The sequence below is a fragment of the Mycobacterium sp. NPDC004974 genome (assembly GCF_053600815.1).
On record NZ_JBSGAQ010000007.1, the window covers coordinates 211,432 to 237,736 of the forward strand.

Sequence of the window (26,305 nt, forward strand, 5' to 3'; positions counted from 1 at the left end):
GTCACACCTCTGCTTCCTGCCGCAGCGGACCCGGCTGTGGCGAGCGCTGCCGTAGTGGTCGCTGTCGGATGAAGGTCGGCCACCAGAACCACGGTCCGAGCATTCGTAGCAGGCACGGCACGATGAACGACCGGACGATCAGGGTGTCGAGCAGCAGGCCGATGCAGACCGTCGATCCCACCTGACCGATGGTGCGCAGATCACTGATCAGCATCGCCAGCATCGTGAACGCGAACACCAGACCCGCGGAGGTCACCACTCCACCCGTGCTGCCGAGCGCCCGGATCAGCCCGGTGTTCAATCCGGCGCCGGTCTCCTCCTTGACCCGGGAGATCAACAGCAGGTTGTAGTCCGAGCCGACCGCGACCAGGATGATGAAGGTCAGCGGCAGCACCAGCCAGTGCAGGTGCAGGCCGATCAGGTGCTGCCACACCAGGATTGACAGCCCGAACGCTCCGGCATACGAGAACGCCACCGTGCCGGGAATGACGAAGGCCGCCACCAGACTTCGGGTCAGATAGAGCATGATCAAGAAGATCAGCACGATCGCGGCGATCGCCACGATGAGCAGATCGGACGCGGCGTAGGCCTTGATGTCCTTGTTGTTCGACCCCGCGCCGCCGATGTAGATCTTGGCGCCGGCCAGTGAGGTTTCCTTGAGTGCCGCCTTGATCGCGTCCGGGAACTGTTCGACGTGGTCGATTCCCTCCGGGCCCATGGCGTTGCCCTCATGGGTGACGATGAACCTGGCGGCCTTGCCGTCCGGCGACATCATCAGCTGCATACCCGTCTTGACGTCCTCGTTGTCGAACGCCTCTCTGGGGATGTAGAAGAAGTCGTCACTTCGGGATTGGTCGAAGTCGTTGCCCACGTTGATCAGATCGGAGAACGTCTGATCGGTCTGCGTGGACTGCAGGTGCGCAGGTCCGTAGTTGTTGGTGATCACGCCGAGCAGGGACCGGGTGTCGCCCAGCATGCGTTCCAACTGCGAGATCATCTGCGGCAGCAGCTGGTCGATGGCCTCGAACGACGTGACGGCGTTGGTGATCTGCGCATCGAGGCTGTCGATGCCGTCCAGCGAGTCGAACAGCGATCGCATTGCCCAGCACACCGGGATGTCGAAACAATGCGGCTCCCAGTAGAAGTAGCTCTTCAGCGGCCTCAGGAAGTCGTCGAGGTTGGAGATGCCGGCGTTCATGTCATCGGTGACCTGTTTGAGGTTCTCCAACGTGAGCACCGTCGAGTGGAGTTCGTCGGACATCTTCTGGGTCAGCCCGATCACCTGCTGCAGCACCTCGACCGAACGCGCCTGGATCTCGGCCTGCTTGTCGGTGTTCTCGTTCTGTTGCTCGTTGAACGGCAGTTGCTGACCGCTTCCGCTGCCCTGCGTGGTGAACAGGTACGGGATCGTCGCGTGCTCCAACGGCCGGCCCAAGGGACGGGTGATGCTCTGCACCATGGCCACACCGGGCAGGCGGATGAGGCTCTTCGCGACCCGGTCCAGCGAGATGAAGTCCGCCGAGTTACGCATGTCGTGATCGCTCTCGATCATCAGCATCTCGCTGAACAGCTTGCTCTGCGAGAAGTGCCGGTCCGACGCCTCGAAACCGAGATTGGCTGAGCCATCGGCAGGTTGGTACGAGCGGTCGTCGTAGCTGACCCGGTAGGTGGGAACGAACACCGCCCCGATCATCACGACCGCGCAACTGGCGACGAAGACGGGTTTGGGCCACCGCACCACACTCGTCGCGATCCGTCGGTACAGGTGTCCCTTGGCCGCCCGTTTCGGATCGAACAGGCCGAACATGCTGCCGAGGGTGAGTATCGCCGGTGCGAGCGTCAGGGCGGCGGCGATGGTGAACAGCATGCTGATGGCGACGGCCGGGCCCATGGTGTGGAAGTAGTCGAGACGCGCCAGGCTCAGGCAGTAGCAGGCGCCGGCGATGGTCAGCCCGGAGCCGATGATGATCGGGGCGACGCTGCGATAGGCGGTGTAGAACGCGCCTTCCCGGCTTTCGCCGGCCTGCCTGGCCTCCTGATAGCGGCCCAGCAGAAAGATGCCGTAATCGGTTCCGGCGCCCAGGGTCAGCGCCACGACGATGTTCACCGCGAACGACGACAACGGGATGAGGCCGAAGTGCCCGAGGGTGGCGATGACGCCCTTGGCGACGAGCATCTCGATCAGGACGCTGACGAGCGGTACCAGCAGGGTGGAGACCGAGCGGTAGACCACCAGGAGCATGATCACGATCAGGATGATCGTCAGGATGGTGATGTCGTTGAGGCTGGAGTTGGCGATCGTCAGTGTGTCGGCGGCCAGTGGTGCGGCCCCGCTGACGTAGACCTTCAGCCCGGGTGGCGGAGTGTCGTTGGCGATGAGGTCGCGGACGGCGTTCACCGACTCGTTCGCCTGGAGCTGGCCGATGTTGCCGGCGAGTCGCAGCAGGACGAATGTCGCCTTACCGTCGACGCTTTGGGCGCCGGCCGCGGTGATCGGCTTGCCCCACAGGTCCATGACGTACTGCACGTGCTCCGGATCCTGCTTGAGCCGGCTCATCAGGTCGTCGTAGTACCGGTGATCGCCGTCGTCGAGCGGCCGGTCGGCTTCCAGCACCAGCATCGTCAGGCTGGTGGAGGTGGACTCCTGAAACTTCTCGCCGATGCGCAGCATCGCGACCTGTGACGGTGCGTAACTCGGGATCATCGAGCCTGCGAGTTGTTCGGCAACGCGTTCCACCTGCGGGATGAACGTGTTGGTGCTGACGGCGAGGAGGGCCCAGAAGACGATGATCGGCACCGCCAACACGCGTACGGCACGGGCGACGGCCTGCCCCTTCGCCCGGTGTGCGCTCATGCGGACTTCACCCGGCAGGTGACGTCCGCATCCGCATGGGTCGACGATTGTTCATCGCGCACAACGTCGTTCACGAGCATCCGGCAGCCCACGTTGCCGCCGTCGACCTGCGCCGAGATGCTGCCCGACACGACGGTGAGTGTCGTCGTCTCCGTGTGCGTCCACGGCAGCTCGGTGATGTCGACCTTGTGCGGGTGGCCGTTGATGTCGATGTAGCTCAACATCCCACCGTTGCCGACGGTCCCGAACAACTCATAGGTGAGCCGCTTCGGGGTGAACTGCTCGGGTGCCTGAGCGGTCAGGACCGACGGGACGGGCCCCGGCTCCGACATCTGATGCACCTTCCACACGGCGACCGATCCGATACCGACCGCGATGACGGTGACCAAGGGGAGCCAGCCCTTCTGCAGGAAGGTTCCGTCGAGTGGCCGTCGGGTCGCTCGGTCGCCACGCTCATTCGCCGGCTGGTCAACGATCATGACGGCTAGATATATCGCATATAGGAACTATCTATCAACCCCTATGACCACCAATCCGCAGCGTACGGCGAGTCTGCGACTTCGCTGTGCGCCGCGAATTAGCAATAATGGTCAACCGTTAGCGCGTGAACCCACGCCACATCAGCCCAAGCCCACGCCCCTCAGTTTCCGGCGCATTACTTCCTGCAAGTGATATAAATACCTCGTGAGCGATACGCCGAGCAGCAGAGTGGAAGCGATCTCGGCCATGCTCGTCTCGAGCGCTGATCTGATGTGGCGACATCTCGCTGACCGCAAAGGCCTGAGTGCGAGCGCAACACTCGTTCTGGTGCGCCTCAACCGCGAGGGGCCCATGAGGGTCACCGCACTGGCCGAGGCGGAAGGTGCGAGCCAATCGGGCATGACGCAGCTTGTTCAGCGACTGGAACAGCAGGGGCTGGTGGAGCGGTGCGACGATCCCGACGACGGACGGGCATGCCTGGTCAAGGTCGGAGAAGGCGGCCGGCAGTTGTGGGAAGAGCGCGCCGACATCCGCAAGCAGCGCATCGCCACGCTCCTCGCCGGACTGTCGGATGACGACCAGGTGACCCTGTGGCTCGCCGCACAGGTCGCGGCGCGACTGGTCGACCAGATGCGCGAGATCGCCGATACTCCGGCAGATGCCGAATCCGAGGGCGTTGCCTGATCGGACGGCCGCCGAGAACTTCGACTTCCGCCATAGTTCGAACCAACCCGGTAAGAGTGGAGTCATGAAGATCGGATTCATCGGCCTGGGCAACATGGGTGCGGCCATGGCCGCCAACCTGCTCAAAGCCGGTCACGAGGTCACCGCGTACAACCGCTCCCCCGACAAGGTGACCGCACTGGCCGCCCAGGGGGCACAACCGGCCGCCTCGGTGGCCGACGCCTGTCAGGGCGACGTCGTCGTCACCATGTTGGCCAACGACGACGCGGTGCAGGCGGTGACATTCGGCGACGACGGCATCCTCGCCTCGCTGTCCGAAGGCGCCGTCCATGTCTCGTCGTCGACTGTCAGCACCGCCCTGGCCGAGCGCCTCACCGAAGCCCATGCCGCGGCGGGCCAGGGTTTCGTCGCCGCCCCGGTGTTCGGCAGGCCCGAGGCCGCCGCGGCGGCCAAGTTGTTCGTCGTTGCGGCAGGCGCCCCGGCCACAGTCGAGAAGGTGTCGCCGATTTTCGATGCCATCGGGCAGCGCACATTCGTCCTCGGCGAGGACCCTCAAGCCGCGAACCTCGTCAAGATCAGCGGCAATTTCCTGATCGCCTCGGTGATCGAATCCCTCGGTGAGGCAATGGCACTCGTGGGCAAGGCCGGAGTGGACCGACAGCAGTACGTGGAGCTGCTGACCTCGACGCTGTTCGACGCTCCGGTGTACCGCACCTACGGGGGTTTGCTGGCCCGTGAGGAATTCACCCCGGCCGGATTCGCCGCCACGCTCGGCCTCAAGGACGTGAAGCTGGCACTGAGTGCGGGTGAGGACCTACAGGTACCGCTTCCCGTCGCCAGCCTACTGCGGGACCGGTTCCTGACCCTGCTGGCGACCGGCGGCGGAGATCTCGACTGGTCCGCGGTTGGCGCACTCAGCGCGTGGGAGGCCGGCTCAGCGCACCCGGCCTAGATATGACAATGCCGGGGATTGCGGCCAGTACCGACCGCAATCCCCGGCACAATGTCCGTCCTGAGTTACTCGGCGACGACGCCACGCAGGCCGTCGACGCCGTACAGCGGCTCCAGCATTCCCGAGATGTCGGGACCACGGCGCAGGCTGTGCCCACCGTCGACGCCGATGGACTGACCGGTGATCCAGCCCGCGGCGTCACTGAGCAGGAACACCGCCAGGTTGGCGATGTCCTCGACCTCACCGAACCGCGGCATCGGCGTGCAGGCCTTGTAGTCGTCGCGAGCTTCCGGGAGCTCGAAGACCGGGCCGACCATCTCGGTGCGGGTCAAGCCGGGCCGGATGCTGTTGAACCGCACCGAGGACGGCCCGAGCTCGTCGGCGGCCAGCTTGAGCAGATGATCGAACGCCGCCTTGCTCACGCCGTACGCACCGAACCACCGGTGGGTGTTGGTCGAGGCGATCGACGAGATGCCGACGAACGAACCGCCGCCGGCGCGGACCATCTCCCGGCCGGCGTGCTTGATCAGGTACATCGTTCCGTTGACATTCAAATCGACCGTCTGGCGCCACAGTTCGGAGTCGATCTGGGTGATCGGACCGATGGTCAGCGACCCACCGGCACTGTGCACCACACCGTGCAGCTGGCCGTTCCAGGCGGTGGCCGCGTCGACCGCGCGGCGGACCTCGTCCTCGTCGGTGACGTCGGCAGGTTCGTAGCGCACCGATCCGGGTCCCTGGGCACCGAGCTCCTCAGCGGCCGCGCTCAGCTTGTCGGCATTGCGCCCGATCAGCAGGGCATTACCGCCGGCGGCGACGATGGCAGCCGCGGCGCCCTTGCCGATGCCGCTACCACCACCGGTGACAAGATAAGTTCGATCCTCTAACGAAATGTGCATGGTCATGGTGTATCACGCCGAGCGGGCTTGGGAGCCCCCAACGTCCGCCAGTCGGGAACATCGGGCGGCATGCCCACCGGCCAGCGGTTCTCGTTGGCCGACGCCCAGTGCGCGTGCCCGAGTTCGTGAATGTGGAAGGCATGGCGCAGCGCTTCGGTGAAGCCCATCGCGTCGCTGGCCGCGTTGACAGAATCCTTGATCAGCAAGGCTGCCATCGTCGGCCGTTCGGCGATGCGCCGCGCGAATTCCAGTGTCTTGTCTTCGAGTTCGTCGCGCGCGAAAACCTTGGACACCATGCCCAACCGGTAGGCCTCATCGGCATCGATCGAATCACCGGTCAGCAGTAGCTCTTTGGCCTTGCGGGCCCCGAACTCCCACGGGTGGGCGTAGTACTCGACGCCCGGCATCCCCATCCGCACCCCGACGACGTCGCTGAACTTGGCGTCATCGGCGGCCACGATCAGGTCGCAGGCCCAGATCAGCATCAGGGCCGCCGAGATCGCGTTGCCCTGCACCTGGGCGATGGTGATCTTGCGCAGATCACGCCACCGCCGGGTGTTCTCGAAGTAGAAGTGCCACTCCTGCAGATAGGTTCGCTCGGTGACGCCGGCCGCGGTGGCACCGTGGGAGCGGAACGTCGGGTGTTGGGTCGGTCCCGGCTGACGCTCGGCCAACGCTTCTTCGGAACCGAGGTCATGGCCCGCCGAGAAGTTCTTGCCACGCGCACCCAGGATCACCACGCGGACCGCGTCATCGGCCTCGGCCCGGCCGAACGCCTCGTCGAGTTGCACCAGCAGTGTCCGGGACTGGGCGTTCTGCGCGTCCGGACGGTTCAGCCAGATCCGGGCGATGCGTCCGTCATCGAGTGTCTCGTACTCGACCTGGCGGGCTGTGTCGTCGGCACTGACCATTTCGGACCACCTCTTAGGCAGAGTAAGTACGTTACGGACTGCACACTACGTGTATCGCGCAACCGGGCTCACACCGGGATCACAGCTACTTCACAGCGGGACGTCCGGCACCGTCGAACCCGGGCTAATTACGCAGCTATTTTCCCTTGTAAAGAGTAGGATGCCGATAGGCAACGACATCATCTACAACCGTCGCCAGACCACTTCGGCCGGGTCATCAGCAAATCTTCCAAGGCCCTCAAGAGAAAGCATGACAATGGCTATCTCCCCATCCAGCATCCGTCGCTTCGCCGTCGCGGCAGGCATCGCAGCAGCCATGGCCGCGGCCCCCACCCTGACGGTGCTGTCGACACCCTCTCAGTCACTGGCCTCGTGCCCCAACGGGGAAACCGAGGACACCTTCACCAACATGTGCGTCCCCGACATCGTGCCGAACTCTCCGAACGCCTTCAGCCCGACCGCAGGCAACCCGAACCTGCCGTCGGTGAACGTGCCCGATGGTGGCGGCTCCATCCCCTGCACCGGCGCCAACTCCGGCCAATGCATCGGCCTGGCCGAAGAGCAGCAGGCCGAGGGGCCTGAACCTGTTCCGCAGTCGACGGTGGGCAGCAGCCCGACCGTGCACGGCTCCATCGGCTGACCCAGCCGTACTGCAGAGATCCCACAGTAAACCCTCAGTAGTCCTAGACTGCTGAGGTGAAATCTCTTGTCGCGCCCGTCGTGCTGACTGCCGCCGGCGCCGGTTACGCACTGTCCCTGTGGCTGGGCGCGCCGATCGCACATGCGACGTGCACGTCCGGTGAGGAAGAGGACGTCTACACGACCACGTGCACCCCTTTTCTGGTGCCGAATTCACCGTCGCCGTTCAGCGCGATCCCCGGCAATCCGGATTTGCCGGCGGTGGACCTCCCCGGCGGAGGCGGAGCCATCCCCTGCACCGGAGGAAATGCCGGTGAGTGCATCGGCCTGGCCGAGGAGGACGAGGCCGAGGGGCCGCGGGCAATTCCCCGGTCGACCATCAGCGCCAGCCCGTAGAACTCCCAGCCAACTGGTAGATCTGATGCAGATCTCTCACAGCCTCCATACAATCCCACCGAACGAACAATCGAATACCTAGAGAAAGAATGACGATGGCGACCTTCCCGATCTCGATGCGACGACTGATCTTTGCCGGCGGATTTGCGGTCGCCGCAGCCACCGCCCCGGCGATCGCAGCCTTCGCCGTACCCATGTCGACCGGCCCGGCGGTGGCCTGCCCGACGGGCGAGGAGGAGGACCTCTACACCGGCAACTGTGTCCCGCACACCGTGCCGAACTCCCCCGGCTCGTTCAGCAGCAACGCGGCCAACCCCGATCTGCCCTCGGTGAACCTGCCCGGCGGCGGCGGCTCCATCCCCTGCACCGGCGCCAACTCCGGCGAGTGCATCGGCCTGGCCGAGGAAGCGCAGTCCGAGGGCCCGCAGCCGGTCCCGGAGTCCACCGTCGACAGCAGCCCGACCGTGCACGGCTCCATCGGCTGACAGCGTGAGGCGACCGGGGATCTCCCGGTCGCCTACAGTTGTGTCATGCCTGCGAAAACTGATACCGCCGAGATCGACGACGTCGAGCCACTCGCCGACAGCACCGCCAGCCAGGCCCGCCGCGTCGTGGCGACCTATGCGACCGACGCCGACGAGTGCCGGATGTTCCTGTCCATGCTCGGCATTGGGCCCTCGAAAACCGAGGCGTAAGTGAGTCCGGAGGGCGGCCCAAAGGCCGCCTCCGGTAACTCCGACTTTGTCGTGGTGGCCAATCGGCTGCCCATCGACATGGAGCGGTTGCCGGATGGCAGCACGACATGGAAGCGCAGCCCCGGCGGACTGGTGACCGCACTGGAACCGCTGCTGCGTAAACGGCGTGGCGCGTGGATCGGCTGGGCCGGCATCCCCGACAGCGGCGAAGAACCCTTCGTTGAAGAGGGCGTGCAGCTCTACCCCGTGGAACTGTCCGCGCAGGACGTCGCGGACTACTACGAGGGATTCTCGAACGCCACCCTGTGGCCGCTGTACCACGATCTGATCGTCAAACCCGTGTACCACCGCAAGTGGTGGGACAGCTACGTCGACGTGAACCGGCGTTTCGCCGAAGCCACGGCCCGGGCCGCCGCACCCGGCGCCACGGTCTGGATCCAGGACTATCAGCTGCAGCTCGTCCCCAAGATGCTGCGCATGCTGCGTCCCGACGTCACCATCGGCTTCTTCCTGCACATCCCGTTCCCGCCGGTCGAACTGTTCATGCAGATGCCGTGGCGCACGGAGATCGTCGAAGGCCTGCTCGGCGCCGATCTGGTCGGATTCCACCTGGCCGGAGGTGCACAGAACTTCCTCGTCCTGGCCCGGCGCCTCGTCGGGGCCAACACCTCACGCGCCTCGATCGGCGTGCGTTCACGCTTCGGTGAGGTCTCCTACGGCTTCCGCACCATCACGGTCGGGGCCTTCCCCATCTCGATCGACTCGGCCGATCTGGACGCCAAGGCCCGCAACCGGTCGATCCGGCAACGCGCCCGGCAGATCCGCTCCGAGCTCGGCGACCCGCGCAAGATCCTGCTCGGCGTCGACCGGCTCGACTACACCAAGGGCATCGACGTGCGGCTGCGCGCGTTCTCCGAACTGCTCGAAGAGCAGCGGGTGAAACGCGACGACACCGTCCTGGTTCAGTTGGCCACCCCCAGCCGAGAACGCGTCGAGAGCTACAAGGTGATGCGCGAGGACATCGAGCGTCAGGTCGGGCACATCAACGGCGAGTACGGCGAGGTCGGGCACCCCGTGGTGCACTACATACATCGGCCGGTGCCCCGCGACGAGCTCATCGCGTTCTTCGTCGCCGCAGACGTCATGCTGGTCACCCCGCTGCGGGACGGAATGAACCTGGTGGCCAAGGAGTACGTGGCGTGCCGCAGCGACCTCGGGGGTGCACTGGTGCTCTCCGAGTTCACCGGTGCGGCGGCCGAGCTGCGCCAGGCCTACCTGACCAATCCGCACCATCTCGAGGGTGTCAAGGATGCGATCGAGGCGGCGCTGGAACAGAGCCCCGAGGAGGGCAAGCGCCGGATGCGCGCGCTGCGCCGGCAGGTGCTGGCCCACGACGTCGACCGGTGGGCACGCGCCTTCCTCGACGCGTTGGCCACGGCTAAGACGGCCGAACACACCCTCACGAACAACTCGTAACGCGACACTGACGGCGGCAGTGAGGCATTGCGCCGCCACGGCACCGCTTTTCTTGTCCGCGTGAGGGATTCGTGTATTCGAGCCTCCGAATCCCTGGGTAGGCTGTCGGCGTGGCATCCTACGTGACCCCGAAGCGAATCCGTCTGGCGCGCAAAATGACTGTGATACCACGGATCGGCGACACGCTGGGCATGATGTTCGACCCGACGCATTACCTGGTCGACAAGTACAAGCAGCACGGCCCGGTGTCGCAGCTGAACACGCTGTATCAGACCTACACGGTGCTGGCCGGCGTCGAAGCATCGGCGTTCATGAGCAGTCGCGAGGGCCGGGAGTGCCTCAGCGTCGGTGATTCGTGGCGTTTCGTCGAAGAGCAGTTCGACGCAAGCCAATCGCTGGTCACCGTGGACGGCAAAGAGCACAAGGAACTGCGCGGGATGCTCCAGCGTGGCTACTCGCGCGACGCGATCATGGGCCGTTATCCCGAAGCGGTGGATCTGGTGGACAAGGCGATCGCCAAGGACTGGGCACCAGGGTCACGCGTGCGGGTCCTACCCTCGATGCAGGCCCTGTCGATCTCGCAGGTGGGGGTGTTCGCGGCGGGGGTGCAACCCAACGACGCGTACGTGGCCGACGTCGGGTTCGTCGCCAGCCAGGTACTCAAAATCGCCCCGGTGCAACAGATCCCGAAGACACTGTTGCGCCGGCGCAACTTCCTGACGGCGCGTAACCGGGTGGTCGAGATCGCCAAACACGCGATCGACCACACCCGCAATTCGACCGGACTCCAGGGCTGCGGCGCCAAATCGACCCTCATCGAAGATATCGTGTCGTCGCACGCCGACAATCCCGATCCGGTCAAGCGGAACAACATGGTCTTCAACGCGGTGCTGCCGTACTTCGCCGGTGTTGAGACGACGTCCGCCACCGCGACGTACGCGTTGTACCTCATTCTCAAACATCCAGATGTCCTGGCGCGCATCCACTCCGAGGTCGACGAACTGTTCTCCGGTGAGATCACCCATGAGCGACTGTTCGCCACCACACCCACCCTGAACGGCGCGATCATGGAGGCGATGCGGCTGCATCCGGTCGCCGCGACGATGGTGCGGGTGGCGGCCAAGGACTTCGAGTTCAACGGCCACCGAATCCGCAAGGGCGACAAGGTTTTCGTCGCGACCTCGGTGCCTCATTTCCTCGACGACTGCTTCACCGATCCGACCACGTTCAACGTGGACCGGTACCACGGCCGCAACGCCGAACATCGTGTCGCCGGCGCGTATTCACCGTTCGGGCGCGGGCCCCACATGTGCATCGGGAAGGGACTGGCCGAAGCCCTCATGCAGATCTCGTTGGCCCGCCTGCTGTATCGCCTGGACCTGCGGCTGACGCCGGGCTACCAGCTCAAGAAGCGGTTGGCGTCGACCACTCCCTCGCAGAGGTTCTCCGTCGAGGTCGTCGGCACCCGCCGCTAGTCCCGGGGGTCGAGGCGAAAGATCCTCAGTTCACGTTGCGCGCGATCCTGACATTGCCCGTAGTAGGGCGAGATATGCAAGACGCGCTGCCAGATTTCGTCACGCTCGGCGTCCTCGACATGCACTGCGGTGCAGCCGCGCTCGCGGCCGCTGACATTGATTGCGCAATCGCTGTTGCGTAGCAACCAACCGGTCCACAGCGGGTGCTTCGGCTGACCCCAGTTCGTGCCGATCACGTAGATACCGCCGTCGATCGAGACGTACTGCAGAGGCACCACGGCCCGGTCTCCATTGCTCCGCGTGACGAGCAGGGTGAGCGACGGTATGCGCGATACCGACGTGGTGGTCCAACGGCCACCGGTGAGTCGGTAGAGCAACCGATCGGACGCGACCGTCATCCGGCGAACCGGCCAGGCACGCTCGCTGTGGCCCATTGCCCGGACGCGGTCGCGCACGATGCCGATCACGCCCGCGCGGGCACCAACGGCTTCCGTCCATTCGTCGTGAAGTGAAATGTGCGTCCTCCTCTTTCGTTATCAAACCTGGTCGGGGCCATAAATGTTATCCCCCAACCAAACCCGTCAAAGTCGTGCTCGACAGCGCCCTCCGCGGCCGCGGCTCAACACTTACCTGACTCATTTTCGGCCAGGTTGGTACGTTGGTGTTCCATCGACGCCCACCCCCCAGGTAGGGTCCAACCTATGGAACGTCTGACCGGTCATGATGCGAGCTTCCTCTACCTCGAAACACCCACGCATTACCACCAAAGCGTTGGCCTCATCGTCCTCGATCCTTCGCCCATGCCCGGCGGCTACAGCTTCGACACCATCCGGAATTGGCTGGCCGAGCGGATGGCCGGCATCCCGATCTATGCCGAAAAGGCTTATGACCCATGGTATAACCTCGGCCATCCGGTCTGGGCGGCCGATGAATCATTCGACCTCGACCGCCACGTGCACCACCGGAGCCTGCCGGCCCCCGGGTCCAGAGAACAGCTGGCAGAGGTCATCGGTGAGATCTGCGGAAAGCCGTTGGACCCTGCGCTGCCGCTGTGGGAGATGACGATCATCGACGGGCTGGCCGACGGCAACGTCGCAGTTATCCTCAAGCGCCACAACGCGAGTCTCGATGGTGTGAGCGGCAATTCGCAGCTCGGACAGCTGTGCGGCAATGAAGCGACCGAATACTCGATAGTCCGCAACGCCGGGCCCGCGCAGCCGGCCGCGATCGCCCGGTCCGGCCTCAAGGAGTTCGCCGCCAAGCCCGTGAAACTTGCACGGCTCCTTGGCAAATCGCTCACGGACGCGGCGATGAAGAAGACGCCGCAATTGCCCGAAGGCGTCCCCAAATCCCTTTCGGCGCCGCGAACCTCGTTCAACACCACCCTGACCGAGAACCGTAATGTCGCCTGGGCCACCTTCCCGATGGCCGAGATGAAGCAGGTCAAGCGCGAACTCGGCGTCACCCTCAACGACGTCATCCTGGCGCTCACCTCCGCCGCCTTGCGTAACTACCTACTGAGCCGAAATGAATTGCCCGACACGCCACTTCAGGCCTTCGTCCCCGTCTCCGTGCACGACATGCCCGGTCAGCACGGACGCAACCAGACCACCGGACTACTGACCAGCCTGGAGACCGGGATGACCGACCCGGTCGATCGCGCGCTGGCGATCGCGGCGAGCACCAACGCGGCCAAGGGGCACGCAGCAGCCCTGGGCCCCAGCCTGTTCCACGATTGGTTCGAGTTGGCCGGCCGGTACTGGGGCACCTTTCTGCGGTGGTACTCCCGGCTCCGCCTGGCCGATCGTCACGCCGTGATGCAGAACATCGTGGTGTCCAACATGGGTGGCCGACACCGTGATTTGTACTTCGCTGGTGCGCGGGTGATCGACTTCTTCCCATTCGGCTCCCTGTTCGACGGCGGTGCCATCTTCGTCGGTGTCGCCAGCATCGAAGATCAGCTAAACATCGGCCTGATCGCGTGCCCGGAGATCGTTCCGGACCTCGACGGCATCGCTGACGGGTACCTCGCGGCCTTTGCCGAGCTGCGCCACGCGCTCGACGAGCGCGCCAACCTGGCGGCGGACACCGAAGGACGCGAAGGCAGCTATGTTGCGAACTAGGTTGGCGTAGACGGCAGTAACCGTGAACCCGCCGAATCCGCGTTGCAGGCGGTCCACCACCTCCGCCATTGCACCGGCCGGCGGGAAGATCGGCGGGAAGAATCGCCCGCGGCCGAGGATCACGCCACAGCGTCGGAGTATGAGGTCCTCGATCGACTGATCGATCATCTCGGACAACACCGTGTTCTCGCGGAACGGGAAGTACCGCCGGTCGATGTCGATCCGCACGTGCGCGCCGGTCCCCTCGACCGACCGGATCAGCGGCGACTCGGCAGTCAGCGCCTGCAGGCCGCGCAGCAGGGTCTCTCGTTCCGTTCGCCGCTGCTCATGCGATGCCGGATTATCGACCGCCCGCAGGGCATTCACAGCGATGTGCGCGCCCAGATTGTTGTGGTAGCGGCCGCGCAGCCGCTGCACCGATGCCATGTCCGTCGCCTCGGCATCGGTGACCACGCCGGCCCGGGCGAGCGTGGCCGCCACGGGAATGATCATGTCCGACAGCGGCTTCGCCAGCGTCACGATGTCAACGACGTCGCCGAGCACACCTTGGTGGTACAGGAAGGTGTCGGCGCTTCGCCACACACCGGTGAGCACCTCGTCGACTCCGACGATGAAGCCCCTCGTGGCCTTGGCCTCCGCAACGAGGCGCAGCAATTCCGGCGGGATGATCTCGCAGGTGGTGCCCTGAATCAGTTCACCCCAGAACAAGCCGACCTGCGGATCATCGAGCGCGCTGCGCAAATCGCGGGCGGCGTTGGGCGAGAACGGATCGACGAACACCACGTCGGAGTAGTAGGGCTCGAAGGCCCCCGGGAGGCTGGCCGAGCGTTGTGGTCCGTATCGGCTGACGTTCAACGTCGCAATGGTCTTACCCGAGAAGTTGCCCGAGAAGGTCACGATTCTGGGCCGGTCGGGCCGGGCAAGGCGCGCCAGCACGAGGGCGTTCTCGACACTCGTGGCGCCGCTCACCGCGGGGAATACGTCGTCGAATCCGCTTCGATCACAGAGGAACCCGGCGAGCTGACCGACATAGTCGATATCCGGGTCGTGGGCAGCGAGCGCCTCGTCCAGATCGGGCAGATTGTGCCCGCGCAGGTTCGCGCCGGTGCCGCAGGCGCAGTCCAGCAGTGACCGACCGTCCCGCAGGCTGATCTGCATGCCATCCGCGCGGTCGAAATCGAAGTCGAGTCCGAACGCCTCCATCATGTCGGCTGCGCTCGGATTCACGTAGCGCCGGAAGTATTCGTTGCGGGTCTTGCGGTCAGTCTCGATCTTGGCGAGTATCCGCTCCTGATCGGCGGTTACGTATCCCTTGTCGCGCAACGTGTTCACCACCAGTGTCAGCGCGGTGGCGCTGGCGGCGAAGGTAGAGGTCTGCGCCATGGCGTCGACGGGGTTGTTCCAGACTCGATAAGCGTCGGGCGTCATGACGTAGCAGCCGAACGGCACCTGGTGGTCGGTCATGTTCTCGCCGTAGACGTACACGTCGGCGTCGGCGCGACCTGGCCGCCACTCCCCCGCGGCCGGCAACGGGCGAGTGTCGCAGACGATCCGCATGATTCGGCGGTCCGCAGCGGCCGCCAGCAGTTCGTCGAGGTTCTCGCCACCGTCGGCGAGGACCAGCACCGCAGACCACGGACGATCGTCCAGGGCGGCCAGTGCGTCGGCGGTGGTGGGCACAAAGCTCAGGTGCCGCGCCAGCGCGCGTTCCCCGCCCTCGGCGAGCGGGTCGAAGTAGTGGCTCAGGCGTCCGTCGTTGTCCACCACCAGGATCCAGCTGTCCGCCGAGCGGAAGTCGTCGACCTTGCTGGTCTGGCGCACCAAGCGGATCGCCCCGGACACCGCCTCCTCCAGCGAGTTCCCGAAGTACGTGACGCGGTCAGCCTGCGGCCCGTGCAGTGCGTCCAGCAGATAGCCGACCTGCGCGCACTCGATCGTGATAGCCAACCCCGCGAACAGGATATTGGGCCGCTTGCGCCGGTTCAGATCGCGGATCGTGGCGATCGTGGATTCGCGGGCCGGCGTATAGCGCTGGTAGTCCACTACTGGAGACTCCTCGGTTGTCATTGGTTGGGTTGCCCGGAACTCACCAGGTGGGCGCAGCGCACCCCGTCGACCCCCAGGTTGAGGTTCAACGCCAGGTCCACGCCGTACGCGAAGTTGTCGGTGAGCGAGAAGTTGTCGTCGGACACGGTGAACCGCCGCTGATGGACGATCCGGGCGACCGTCAGCGGGATGATCACCTCGGCGATCCGCTTCCCCATGCACAGGTGATGCCCACGGCCGAAGGGCGAGTACGCGCCGGGCTGCAGGTGTTCCTTGCGGCCATCCAGATAGCGGCCCGGATCGAAGAGGTGAGGGTCGGGAAAGAACGACGGCATGAAGTGCGGCACGCTGGTGGCGATCATGACGCGCTCGCCCGCCCGGATCGGATGACCCTTGTAGACGAAATCTGTTCGGGCATGGCGCATCAGGACGGGGACCGACGGGTACAACCGCATGGTCTCCTTGAGCACCGCATTGAGTACCGGCGTGGCCTCGAACAGCGCTTCCTCGTTGAGTTCGGGGAGTGCGAAAAGCCGGTCCGCCTCCGCCGTCACCGTCTCGTAGAGGTCCGGCCGCTGCGTGAGGAGATACAGGATCGTCGAGATGGTGTTCGATGCGGTGTCCAACCCGGCCATGAACGGAACGAAAAGGTTCAGCGGCAGCTCGTAATCGGTCATCTTTTCCGGATGGGTTCGGTTGGCCTCGACCAGGTCATCGAGCAGTCGACGGCCGAAGTCATCGATCTGGCCATCGTCGGAACGGGCCCGGAACACCGTGAGCAGTTCCTGGGCGATGGCGTGCATCCGCGCCTTCGCCGAGCGGTATCGCGGAAGCTTGAGCATGAAGGTCGGCCACCGCCCGAGCAGACACACATTGGTCGACCAATGCACCAACGTGCGCAACTGGTCCACGTCGTCGAAGAACACCCGGTCCGCGACCGCGATGCTGATCTGCCGAATCACGATCCGCTGCATGGACTTCACCGCGGGCACGACGCTGCCGGGCTGCCAGCCGTCGGCCAGCCAGTCGTCGATGATCTCGATCAACCGGTCATAGCGACCGTCCAGCGCATGCCGCGAATAGCCGTGCCGCATGAGGTCGCGAAACCAGGTGTGCAGATCGCCGTCGTCGCTCACCACCGACTTGTCGGCGCCGTATTCGGCGATCATCCTCGACCAGGACGGTTTGGACTCCAGACACTCCCGGCCCTCGGCCGATCCGACGAACACCGCCGCATCCGGTCCGGCGAGCACCACGTACCGGTTGTTGAGTGCCCGAACCCGGAACACCGGGCCGTATTCGCTATAACAGCGGGTCAGGAACTGGGGTAGCTGGTAGTACATCGGCACGGTGTTCCCCAGCACGGGTAGGCCCTTGACCGTCGGTGTGGCGTGCGATTTCTCCATAAGCCTTCCTTGCACAGAACGGCATTACCCGGGCCCAATAGTTGACAGAATTTGCATTCACATCGAGGCGCCGTGCCGTACATCGGTGACCGGTCCCGGCCCGTCCGGAGGCGCACCTTTCCGCAACGCGGCACGCCGGTACGTCGCGCTGGGCCAGCCGCGACTCCGCGAATCAGTACCCGGCACTTCGGCGATCAACCTGCGGTTACCGGCTCGATAATTACGACAACCGCCAATATATACCATCCGGTACGGACACGTACCCACAGCGGACGCATGGCGTGAACCAAACGCAGGAGAAAGCCGAACAAGCCCAGCGACGGCGCGTACATCAGAAGAATCCCCGGAAACTTGTACCGGACGACGTCCGGTCACATCGGGAGTGAAGGCGGGGACCAAACTCCCCGTGGCGGCGATGCCGCCTGCGCCGATTCAGTGCAGCGCGAGTTGCACGTCGAGCGGGTGAGCGCCCCGACGTGTCCAGTTACCGTCCAATGTCTAGATCGGGTTGATCGCGTTGATCAGCCAGTCCCCGCCGATCTTGCGGTAGTCGACCTTCAACCGGCTGCCGTCGTACAACGGCTGGCGAGACTGATCTGTCACCGTGCGGTTCATGTACACCAGCACCGATCCCGACTCGCGTTCTGCGGTCATGACGCCGATGCCGACGACGCTGATCTGGACGACGAGCTGACGCTTGCGTGCCTCAGGGATGACCTTGGCGGTCGCGTCCTGTTCGAACTGTTGCCGGAAGTCCGGGGCGAGCAGCGGATAGGTTTCCATCAAGCTGCGCTCGACGGTCTGATAGTCGTAGCCGAACACCTTCGGGATCTGATCGGCCGCCACGGCGGGCAACTCGGCCCGGGTGGCCTCCTGGCCGCGTTGCGTCACGCGGTTCCAGTACAGCGATCCGCCGACTGCTCCCAGCGCGACGAACGCCACCGTCAGAAGGCCGATCAGCAGGCCAAAGAGCTTCGAGCGCATCAGTTTCCACCGTCGGGGTACTTGAGGTCATATCCGGTCATGTGCCCGTTGTCGTCCTCGTGAACGATCACCCGCAGGCGGTACGGCCGGGTCGGAGAATTGACGCCGTCCACGTCGGTGACCGTGACGCGCACCGCCACCAGCACCGAGGCGTTCCCGGCGATCTCGTCGACCTTCTCCAGCGCCGCGGCGTTGATCACCGCCTCCGAGCTCGCATTGGTATCACGGAACAGCGCCTTGAGGTTGTCGGCGTTGCTCCCCTGGCTCATCATGTCGCGCAGTGGGCCGCTGGTGCCGTCGATGAAGCGGTTGACGCTCTCGTCGATCGTGTCCTGGGTGTAGCTGAACATGTTGATCACGGTCTGCTTACCGGCGGCGACGAAGTTCTCGTCGCGGGCCTGCACGGCATCCACCGCATGCTGCTGATCGCGCATGACGTAGGCCAGCACTCCCAGCGCCGCGGTGGACACCGCGAGGACCAGGACCGCCACCAACGCCACCAGGCTGCCGTGGGCACGTCGCCGGGGCGGCGCCTTGAGTGGCGTCAGTTGCGGCGCCCTGGTCGCCGTGCTGGTCAATGAATCGACCACCACGGTGGGTGTCGTCACCTCTACGGCGGTTGCGGCCCCGGTCGGGCCGGCCGCCCTGGACGCGCGCCTACGCACCGGCCTCTGGTTCGAGGCCGTTTCTTCCGTCATCAAGCCTGCCTTGGATCCAGCATCAGGTCTACCCAGGTCTCCGCGGGTGCCAACTTGTCGGCGCCGGCTGCGTACACACCGGTGCCTCCTTCGGCGTCTGCGAAGACCCCACTGTGCTGATCGTAGGTGCCGATCCCGGGAGCGCTGGCCAGAGGTGGTGCCTCGGCCGGCAAGGGCGCTTCAGGAGCCGGTGCCGGCGCTTCCGGCGCCGGTGCGGCTTCGGGTGCTCCCGGAGGCGTCCGGCCGTACGGCGGCACGATCTGGTCCGGCGGCGCGAAGTACGGCCACGGCGGCGGCGGTGTTCCCGGCTTGTTGGGCGGCACCGGTAGCGGGAACGGCGCGTGCGGCGCCGGGCCCGGCCCTGGTTGAACCCCGGGCGGCAACTGCACCGCCGGCGGGCCCGGGTCCGGATCGACCTGCGGCGGGATGTTCGGGAACTTGTTGGGCGGCAGGATGTTGCGCCCGTCCTCGATCGGTGTCCCGTAGGGCACCGGCGGACCGCGCCAGGGGTTACTGCCCAGTGGCACATAGCCCTTGGGATCGCGGCACAGCTGGATGGTGGGTGCCCGCTTTCCTGGGAACTCCATGCACGGGTAGTTACGCGCACCGCGAACCACTGCCGGATCATTCTGCGCGGTCTTGCAGTACAGATCGGGCGGAAGCTCGCGCAGCGTCTCGTCGGCCGGTGACCGGATCGAGGTCGCCGGGATGAAGCCTGTCGAGCACGGCGGCGGGTCCTGCAGGTCGATCTTGAAGTCCAGCTTGGCGCCCTCGTCGGCAGGTGCCCCGCCGGCCACGGTCTGCAGCGCAGCGATCAGCGCCGGGAAGACCACCAGCGCCTGCTCGATCGACTTGCTGTAGATCACGCCGATCCGGCCGACGTTGGCCAGGTTGGCCGCCAGCACCGGGAACGTCGGCCGGATACCAGTGAACGCGGTATTGGCAGCCTCGGTGGCGCCCGGAACAGTCTTGAGGGTGGTGCGCAGCTGCGGATCGGCCTTGTTGACCTCGCCGGTGAAACGGGCCAACCCGTCGGCCAACGACCGGATGTTGTCGCCGCTGCGTATCTGCGCTTCCAGGAACGGCCCGGCCTGGTCGATCAGCTGAGTGGTCTGACCGTAGTTGGCGTTGGCCTCGTCGATCAGCAGCCGTGACGATTCGATCAGCCGAGCCAGCTCCGGCCCCGACCCGTTGAACGCCTTGAATGTCTCACGCAGCAGATCCTGCAAACGGCTGTTGCCGATGCTGCTGACCAGGGTGTCGGCTTCGTGCAGCAACCCGGCGATGTCCTGGCCGACCCGGGTGTTCTGCTGTTCGATGGTGGCGCCATTGCGCAGCTTGTTGGTCGACGGTGACTCCGGCGGGATCAGATCGATGTACTGCTCACCGACGGCCGAGACACTCTTCACTGTCGCGGTCACATTGTCCGGGATCGCCGTGTTGCTGTTCAGCTGCATCCTGGCGACCACGCCATCGGTTGCCAGGCCCACCGAATCCACCCGTCCCACCGTGACACCGCGGTAGGTGACATTGGCGTTCTGGTAGATCCCGCCACCGGCCAGGAAGTTGGCGTTGACGTGATAGGTGCCGATTCCCACCGCAGCGGGCAGGTGCAGATAGAACAGCGAAATCGCACCGACGGTCAGGACGGTGACGACCCCGAAGATCATCAGCTGCATACGGGTGAGCCGGTCGATCATTACGGCTTCTCCTCGTGCTGGGTGGCAGTTCCGGCCGGGATCTTGAACGGATCGGCGGCCTGGCCGGACAGGTTGGCCATCGCCCCGGTCAGGAAGTCCGGCGGATTGATCACCTCACTGAGGTGCTTCATGTTCGGGTCGAAGCCCCCGGTGGTGAAGATCGACTCACCGAACCGGCGCAGGGTCAGGTCAAAGGTGACGTACACGTTCAAGTAGTCGCCTCGCACCGCCTGGCGCAGATACTTGTAGTGGAACGGGAACGTCGGAATGAACTCCAGGTTCTTGATCAAGTCGTCAGCGTTGTCGTTGAGCGCCTTGATCACCGGATAGAGATCCTTCATATCGGCCGCAAAATCGTCCTTGGTCTGCGACAGAATCCGCGAGCCGACCTGGGCGAAGCCGCGCAGCGCGGTGAAGGCTTCGACGATGTTGGACCGGTTGTCATTGAGCACCTTGAGCGCGCCGGGCAGCGTGTCGAGCGTGCGGCCCAGGCTGTCCTGGCTCCGGGCCAGGATCGAAGCAAACCGGTTCAACCCGTCGGCCGCGGCAATAATGTCGTTGGTCTGCCGATCCAACGAGGAAGTCAACTCGGCCAGCCGCGGGATCAGATCGGCGAAGGTGCCGGCCCGCCCGGCGACCGCCGCGTAGGCCTCATCGGTGATGTCCTGCAGCGCACCGAGATTGCCCTTGTTGACCACCATGCCCAGCGATGAGAGCACTTCCTCGGTGGTCGGATAACGATCGCTCTGGGACAGCGAGATGTTGGAACCCTGAACCAGGCGCCCCTCGGCCGGTCGATCGACAGGTTCGGCCAACTCGATGTGCTGGGAGCCGAGCAGCGATGTCTGGGCAACGCGCGCAACGGCATTCGCCGGGAGCTTCACGTCACCATCCAGCGACAGTTGCACCGCCGCATAGAAGGTGCCGTCCGAGCGCTGGATCGCATCCACACCCGACACGCTGCCGACGGTGACGTCGTCGACCATCACCGGCGAGTTCTGCGGCAGGGTCGCCACATCGGGCAACTGCACGGTGATGGTGTAGGAACCGGGCCCGTGCCCGGCGGTACCCGGCATGTTCAGCGAGTTGAGTCCGCCGAACTGGCAGCCGGCCAGCAGCACCGCGCCGCTGCCGATCGCCAGCGTGCGGCCACCGATCCGTGATGCCTTGCCCCTCAATGCTTTACCCTTCGTCATCCGCCGGCACCAGCCTCAGCGGGTGCAGACGCGGCAGGCGCCGGCGCGGGTCCAGGTGCGGGTCCTACCCCAGTTCCGGCTGCGGGCGCCGGTGCATCCGGTGGCAGGATCAACGAGCTCAGCGTCGCGTCCGGCGGGATCTGCGGCGGGGTGACGCCAGGAGCGTTCTGCCACTGCAGGTAAGGCACCGGCGTCTCCGACTTTGCTTCAGTTTCGGGGGTGTCATATTGGATCTGCCCCTTGTAGGCAGTGATGCTGTTGATCGGATGGAACAACACCGGCGGATAGTTCATCGTGATGCGGCGCAGCACCGGACCCATCCGCTGCCGGCAGATCTCGGCGCGTTTGTAGTTGTCCGGGGTGGTGCCGGTGTCGAAGTTGCCGCCGCACAGGAACTGCACGGGGTTGGCGAAGTTCGGCAGGGTCAGGAGCCCACCAACGGTGCCCTGCGCCGGGTTGTAGATGTTGTAGAAGTTCGCCAGGCCGTTGGGCGTGACGTGCAGGATCTGTTCGATGTCGTCACTGTGGTCGGTGAGAATCTGGGTGAAGTCGGCCAGCTTGCCCACCTGGGCGATCAGCGCATCGTTGTTCTCGTTCAGGAAACCGCGGACGTCACCGAGGGCCTGATTCAGCGTGCCCAGGGTCTCGTCGAGACCACTGGCACTGTCCGCCAGCACCTGCGACACCGACGCCACGTGATTGGTGAACTGCACGATCTGTTCGTTGCTGTTGGACAGCGCGTCGACGAGGATCTGCAGGTTCTTCACCGTGCCGAACAGATCGGTACGCGAATCTCCCAGCCGCCCAGCGGTTTGGGACAACTCACGCAGCGCATTGCGGAACGAGTCGCCGTTGCCGTCGAACGTCGTCGCGGCCTGGTCGACGAACGCCGCGATCGGGCCCTGCACCGAGTTGGCCTGCGGTCCGAGTTGCGAACTGAGCTGGGTGAGTTGCTCCTTGACCTCGTCCCATTCGACGGGCACGGCGGTGCGATCGAGTCCGATCGACGCGCCGTCGGCGATCACGTCGCCCTCCGTGTAGGCGGGAGTCAGCTGAATGAACCTGGCCGACACCAGGTTCGGCGACAGGATCAGCGCCTTGGCATCGGCAGGCACCTTGACGCCGCGGTCCAGGGTCATCTCGATCTTGACATCCGAAGGCCGCGGTTCGATGGAGTCGATCGTGCCCACCGGCACGCCGACGATCCGCACCTCGTCGCCGGGGTACAACCCGACAGCGTTGGTGAAGTACGCGGTGAGCTTGGGGCCGGTGCGTGACGGCCACACCTGGTACACGCCGACGGCGAGGACCGCCAGCAGCACTGCGGTCAGCGCAATGCGCAACCACCGGTTGCGACCGGATACCGAATTCTGTTGGGTCATGGCGATTTCGGCCTAACGATCGTCCGCTCGGAAATGTAGCCGCGCAACATATCGGACAGGCTGTCGGGCAGTTTGCCCGGCTGGAAGTAGGTGTCCAGCAGCACCTCGGCCATCCCGGCCGGCGGCAGGCCGTACAGGTTGATCTGGAAGCCCGGACCGGAGCCGACGACCTCGCCCAGCGCGGTGGCATACCCCGGCAAGCGCTTGAGCGCCTCGCCGATGTGCTCGCGCCGCTCCAGCAGGTTGTCCATCACCAGATTGAGCTTCTCCAGCGCAGGCTTGAACTCCTTGCGGTTGTCGGCGACGAATCCCGAAAGCTGACGCGACACATCGTCGATACCGGCGATCAGATTGCTCAGCGCCTGTCGGCGTTCATCAAGCGCGGCGAACAGCTGATTGCCGTCGGTCAGCAGCTGGTTCACCTGCCCGGCTCGCTTGGCCAGGAGATCCGACACCCGCTTGGCGTGGGTCAACAACCCCTCGAGGGCCTCGTCCCGCTTGTTGATGGTGCGGGACAGGTTCGTGACGCCGTCCAGTGCACCGCGCAACTGCGGGGTGGCGTCACGCAACGTGTCGGTCAACGTCTGCAGCGCCTGCTCGAACTTCGGCTTGTCCAACTCGCTGACGTTCTGCCCGAGATCCTGCAGCGCAGTGTTCAGCGTGTACGGAGTCGTGGTGCGTCCCAATGGGATAACCGTCGACGTACCGACGCCCTTCGGAGTTACCGAAAGCGACTTCTGGCCGAGCACCGTATCGGTCTTGATCGCCACCAGCGATTGGTCGCCGACCTTGATGTTGCGGTCCACGGTGAACTTGACTTTGGCCGCGTCGCCGGCCAGGGCGATCCCGGTGACCTTGCCGACCGTGATGCCCGAGATGTTGACGTCGTTGCCCGGCGAGATCCCGCCGGCATCGCTGAAATAAGCCTCGAACTGCTTGCCCTGCGGGAAGAACGGCAGGCCGGTATAGCCGAACGACACCAGGACCAGACACGCCACCACGAAGATGCCGAGAATCCCGGTGCGCACGGGATTCGACTCACGCGAACTACTCATTCGTCGGCGCACACCTCCCCTTGGACGGGTCCGGCGGGCCGCCGAACGGAATCAGGATGTCGCTGCCTGCCGGTCCATTGACCTTCAACCGAACCGAGCAGTAGAAGATGTTGAAGAACGAGCCGTAGGCTCCGAGTGCGTTGAGCCGCAGGTAGTTCTCGGCCAGCGGCTCGATGACCTTGTTGACATCGCCCTTCCGCTCGTCCAGGCGCTGCGCAAGCGGGCGGACATTCTCGATGACCCCCTGCAGCGGACGGCGGGACTTCTCCAGCATGTCGGTCAGGTCGTTCTCGGCCGAGGCCAGCGGAGCGATCGCACCGGCGATCGGATCGCGCCCCTCGGCCAGACCGGTGATCAGCTTCTGCAGCTCGTCGACGCTGGTGTCGAACTGAGAGCCCTTCTCGTCCACCGTGCTCAGCACGGTGTTGAGGTTCGTGATCACGTCGCCGATGAGCTGATCGCGGGCGGCCAGGTTCTGGGTGAAAGCGCCGGTGCTGGTCAGCATGTTCGCCAACGCGCCGCCCTGGCCCTGCAGCATCTCGATCACCGCATTGGAGATCTCGTTGACCTTCGCGCCGTCCAGTCCTTTGAGCACCGGCCGCAATCCGCCCAACAGCGCATCGAGGTCCAGGGCCGGCTGGGTGTTCTGGGCCGGGATTGTCCCGCCGGGCGCCAGCTTGCGCAGTTCCCCTGGGCCCGAGGTGATCTCCAGGAAACGATCGCCGACGAGATTCAGGTAGCGCACCTTGGCCTGGCTCGAGGTGTAGAGCTGATACCGCTTGTTGACGTCGAAGCTGACATCAACGGTGTTGTCGGAGTTGAGCTTCACCGCGTTGACCTTGCCCACCGGAACCCCGGCGATGCGGACGTCCTGCCCGGCCTTCAGCCGCGACGCCTCGCTGAACGTGGCGTGGTAACCGTGGGCCGCGGCGAAGCGGAACTCGCCAAAGACCACCACCAGCATGGCCGCCACCAGCAGCATCGCAACCGTGAAGATGCCGACCTTGAGCATGGTCCGATCAGTACCCGCGCCGGACGCCATCAGAATCGGTCCCTTTCTGCGAACGCGCCGTTGAACAAGAACTGCAGCGTCGCGGGTGCGTCGAACTGCACCTCGGTGTTCGGCTGGTACGGAACGTACGCGTTGTCGGTGACCACGAACGGGCTGTGATACCAGGTACCGCCGTACTGCTTGGTGGGCACGTCGGGAAGGCCGCGGCAGTTCGGTCCGCCGGAGGCATTCACCATTGGCAGGCTCTCGGGATAGGTGTAGCCCGGGGACCCCGGCAGGAAGTTGGAGTTGACGAACAGTCCTGGGCGGATACCGCCGATGATCGGGGCGAACCGATCAACGCTGATTGCCATGCCTTTCAGGAGGCAACCCAACTCCGGGGAGTAGTCGCCGAGGACCTTAAGCGGTGCCCGCAACCGCTGGATCGCCGCGATGTAGTCGTCAGCCGCCGGTTCCAGGGTGGCGGTGCCATTGTTGGCCAGCCCGGTGGCCGCCAGCAGCGTGGCGTTGAGATTGGTCTTCTCGTCGACGATCGTCTTGTTCAGCGCCGGCACGTTGTCGACGATCCGGGCCAGGTCCGGTCCGGCGTCGCCGTAGATGTTGGCCACCACCGCGGCCTTGGCAAAGTCCTCCTGCAGCGTCGGCAACTTCGGGTTCAGTTGCTGCAGGTAAGAATTCAAGCCTGACAAGGCCGCGCCCGCATCGTCACCATGGCCGCGCAAGCCCTCGCCGAGTGCGGTGAGGGTGGCGTTCAGGCTGACCGGGTCGATCTTGTTGAGCACATCCGACAGCGTCTGGAAGAGCGTGTTCACCTCGAGCTGCACGTCCTTGGCAGCCACCGTGCTACCCGGGCGCAGCGAGGTCGGCTGAGGCTGCGCAGGCGGCTGGAACTCCACCGACTTCGCACCGAAGATCGTGTTGCCCGCGATCCGCACGGTGGCGTTGGACGGGATGTAGCGCATCTCGCCGCGCTTGATGGACAGCGTCAGCTTCGCCTCATTACCGGCGTAGGCGATGTCGGTGACCTTGCCGATCTGGATGCCGCGGTATTTCACCTTGGCGTCGCGCTCCATCACCAGGCCGGCCCGCGGCGCGGTCAGGCTGACGGTGTCGGTCGGCGTGAAGGCCGCCGTGTAGGACAGGTAGGTGAAGACCACTGCGGCGGCCACGATCGCAGCCAGGATCGCAGCGGCGATTCTGACATGACGACGGTGCTTGGAAGGTGCGTCTGCCATAGGAATT

The 26,305-nt window shown here is 65.0% G+C and carries 23 protein-coding genes and 1 pseudogene; 9 read left to right on the forward strand and 15 right to left on the reverse strand.

Annotated features, from left to right (window positions below):
- Position 1: 1 nt before the first annotated feature.
- Both ACWEFV_RS18270 and ACWEFV_RS18275 read right to left on the reverse strand, forming a co-directional pair.
- Positions 2-2,872 (reverse strand): MMPL/RND family transporter, encoded by a 2,871-nt coding sequence (locus ACWEFV_RS18270; protein ID WP_450071237.1) that lies wholly within the window; start codon positions 2,870-2,872, stop codon positions 2-4.
- Positions 2,851-3,333: an MmpS family transport accessory protein gene (locus ACWEFV_RS18275; RefSeq protein WP_450071177.1), complete on the reverse strand. Its 483-nt coding sequence runs from the start codon at positions 3,331-3,333 to the stop codon at positions 2,851-2,853. The genes ACWEFV_RS18270 and ACWEFV_RS18275 overlap by 22 nt, the downstream gene beginning before the upstream one ends.
- Before the next feature lie 205 nt (positions 3,334-3,538).
- Between ACWEFV_RS18275 and ACWEFV_RS18280 the strand changes: the two genes are divergently transcribed.
- Together ACWEFV_RS18280 and ACWEFV_RS18285 are read left to right on the forward strand one after the other, a co-directional pair.
- On the forward strand, positions 3,539-4,018 hold the full coding sequence (locus ACWEFV_RS18280; RefSeq protein WP_450071178.1) for a MarR family winged helix-turn-helix transcriptional regulator: 480 nt from the start codon (positions 3,539-3,541) through the stop codon (positions 4,016-4,018).
- Positions 4,019-4,082: 64 nt separating this feature from the next.
- A complete protein-coding gene (locus tag ACWEFV_RS18285) occupies positions 4,083-4,970 on the forward strand; it encodes an NAD(P)-dependent oxidoreductase (protein WP_450071179.1) in 888 nt (295 codons plus the stop codon).
- A 65-nt stretch (positions 4,971-5,035) separates the two neighbouring features.
- Here the strand turns inward: ACWEFV_RS18285 and ACWEFV_RS18290 are convergent, their stop codons facing one another.
- Positions 5,036-5,869: an SDR family oxidoreductase gene (locus ACWEFV_RS18290; RefSeq protein WP_135452362.1), complete on the reverse strand. Its 834-nt coding sequence runs from the start codon at positions 5,867-5,869 to the stop codon at positions 5,036-5,038.
- Positions 5,870-5,871: 2 nt separating this feature from the next.
- Entirely contained in the window at positions 5,872-6,780 is a 909-nt protein-coding gene (locus tag ACWEFV_RS18295; RefSeq protein WP_135452359.1) for an enoyl-CoA hydratase, read from the reverse strand.
- 256 nt (positions 6,781-7,036) lie between these two features.
- Between ACWEFV_RS18295 and ACWEFV_RS18300 the strand changes: the two genes are divergently transcribed.
- The 6 genes from ACWEFV_RS18300 (at position 7,037) to ACWEFV_RS18325 (ending at position 11,461) form a co-directional block, all read left to right on the forward strand.
- Positions 7,037-7,420: an intersectin-EH binding protein Ibp1 gene (locus tag ACWEFV_RS18300; RefSeq protein WP_135452357.1), complete on the forward strand. Its 384-nt coding sequence runs from the start codon at positions 7,037-7,039 to the stop codon at positions 7,418-7,420.
- A 56-nt stretch (positions 7,421-7,476) separates the two neighbouring features.
- A complete protein-coding gene (locus ACWEFV_RS18305) occupies positions 7,477-7,815 on the forward strand; it encodes a hypothetical protein (protein WP_450071180.1) in 339 nt (112 codons plus the stop codon).
- A gap of 95 nt (positions 7,816-7,910) precedes the next feature.
- Positions 7,911-8,300, forward strand: a complete 390-nt coding sequence (locus ACWEFV_RS18310; protein WP_450071181.1) for an intersectin-EH binding protein Ibp1 — start codon at positions 7,911-7,913, stop codon at positions 8,298-8,300.
- Between the two features lie 45 nt (positions 8,301-8,345).
- The gene (locus ACWEFV_RS18315) at positions 8,346-8,510 is read left to right on the forward strand and encodes a hypothetical protein (RefSeq protein ID WP_090426445.1); all 165 of its coding nucleotides are present in this window, start codon (positions 8,346-8,348) and stop codon (positions 8,508-8,510) included.
- Positions 8,511-9,986, forward strand: a complete 1,476-nt coding sequence (locus tag ACWEFV_RS18320; protein WP_450071182.1) for an alpha,alpha-trehalose-phosphate synthase (UDP-forming) — start codon at positions 8,511-8,513, stop codon at positions 9,984-9,986.
- A 155-nt stretch (positions 9,987-10,141) separates the two neighbouring features.
- Positions 10,142-11,461, forward strand: a complete 1,320-nt coding sequence (locus tag ACWEFV_RS18325) for a cytochrome P450 (protein WP_450071183.1) — start codon at positions 10,142-10,144, stop codon at positions 11,459-11,461.
- On the opposite strand, the gene ACWEFV_RS18330 is transcribed toward ACWEFV_RS18325, so the two are convergent.
- Entirely contained in the window at positions 11,458-11,928 is a 471-nt protein-coding gene (locus ACWEFV_RS18330; RefSeq protein ID WP_450071184.1) for a nitroreductase family deazaflavin-dependent oxidoreductase, read from the reverse strand. The two genes, ACWEFV_RS18325 and ACWEFV_RS18330, sit on opposite strands and share 4 nt — an antisense overlap.
- 234 nt (positions 11,929-12,162) lie before the next feature.
- Here ACWEFV_RS18330 and ACWEFV_RS18335 point away from each other — a divergent pair, with 234 nt between their 5' ends.
- Complete coding sequence (locus tag ACWEFV_RS18335; protein WP_450071185.1) at positions 12,163-13,584, forward strand: wax ester/triacylglycerol synthase family O-acyltransferase; 1,422 nt, start codon at positions 12,163-12,165, stop codon at positions 13,582-13,584.
- Here ACWEFV_RS18335 and ACWEFV_RS18340 read toward each other — a convergent pair.
- The 10 genes and pseudogenes from ACWEFV_RS18340 to ACWEFV_RS18385 form a co-directional block, all read right to left on the reverse strand.
- Positions 13,522-15,627, reverse strand: a pseudogene (locus tag ACWEFV_RS18340) (aminotransferase class III-fold pyridoxal phosphate-dependent enzyme); the annotation flags it as partial. The gene ACWEFV_RS18335 and the pseudogene ACWEFV_RS18340 sit on opposite strands and share 63 nt — an antisense overlap.
- A gap of 20 nt (positions 15,628-15,647) precedes the next feature.
- Complete coding sequence (locus tag ACWEFV_RS18345; protein WP_450071186.1) at positions 15,648-17,036, reverse strand: cytochrome P450; 1,389 nt, start codon at positions 17,034-17,036, stop codon at positions 15,648-15,650.
- Between the two features lie 498 nt (positions 17,037-17,534).
- Positions 17,535-18,020 (reverse strand): mammalian cell entry protein, encoded by a 486-nt coding sequence (locus ACWEFV_RS18350; protein WP_135452347.1) that lies wholly within the window; start codon positions 18,018-18,020, stop codon positions 17,535-17,537.
- Positions 18,020-18,718 carry a mammalian cell entry protein gene (locus tag ACWEFV_RS18355; protein ID WP_450071187.1) on the reverse strand — a complete coding sequence of 233 codons (699 nt, stop codon included), beginning with the start codon at positions 18,716-18,718 and terminating at the stop codon, positions 18,020-18,022. Before ACWEFV_RS18355 ends, ACWEFV_RS18350 begins: the two co-directional genes overlap by 1 nt.
- Positions 18,718-20,418: an MCE family protein gene (locus ACWEFV_RS18360; RefSeq protein WP_450071188.1), complete on the reverse strand. Its 1,701-nt coding sequence runs from the start codon at positions 20,416-20,418 to the stop codon at positions 18,718-18,720. Before ACWEFV_RS18360 ends, ACWEFV_RS18355 begins: the two co-directional genes overlap by 1 nt.
- A complete protein-coding gene (locus ACWEFV_RS18365) occupies positions 20,418-21,614 on the reverse strand; it encodes an MCE family protein (protein WP_135452341.1) in 1,197 nt (398 codons plus the stop codon). The genes ACWEFV_RS18360 and ACWEFV_RS18365 overlap by 1 nt, the downstream gene beginning before the upstream one ends.
- Positions 21,611-22,996 carry an MCE family protein gene (locus ACWEFV_RS18370; protein ID WP_450071189.1) on the reverse strand — a complete coding sequence of 462 codons (1,386 nt, stop codon included), beginning with the start codon at positions 22,994-22,996 and terminating at the stop codon, positions 21,611-21,613. The genes ACWEFV_RS18365 and ACWEFV_RS18370 overlap by 4 nt, the downstream gene beginning before the upstream one ends.
- Positions 22,993-24,051 (reverse strand): MCE family protein, encoded by a 1,059-nt coding sequence (locus ACWEFV_RS18375; RefSeq protein ID WP_135452335.1) that lies wholly within the window; start codon positions 24,049-24,051, stop codon positions 22,993-22,995. Before ACWEFV_RS18375 ends, ACWEFV_RS18370 begins: the two co-directional genes overlap by 4 nt.
- Entirely contained in the window at positions 24,044-25,093 is a 1,050-nt protein-coding gene (locus tag ACWEFV_RS18380) for an MCE family protein (RefSeq protein WP_450071190.1), read from the reverse strand. The genes ACWEFV_RS18375 and ACWEFV_RS18380 overlap by 8 nt, the downstream gene beginning before the upstream one ends.
- The gene (locus ACWEFV_RS18385; protein WP_135452330.1) at positions 25,093-26,298 is read right to left on the reverse strand and encodes an MCE family protein; all 1,206 of its coding nucleotides are present in this window, start codon (positions 26,296-26,298) and stop codon (positions 25,093-25,095) included. The genes ACWEFV_RS18380 and ACWEFV_RS18385 overlap by 1 nt, the downstream gene beginning before the upstream one ends.
- Positions 26,299-26,305 lie beyond the last annotated feature (7 nt).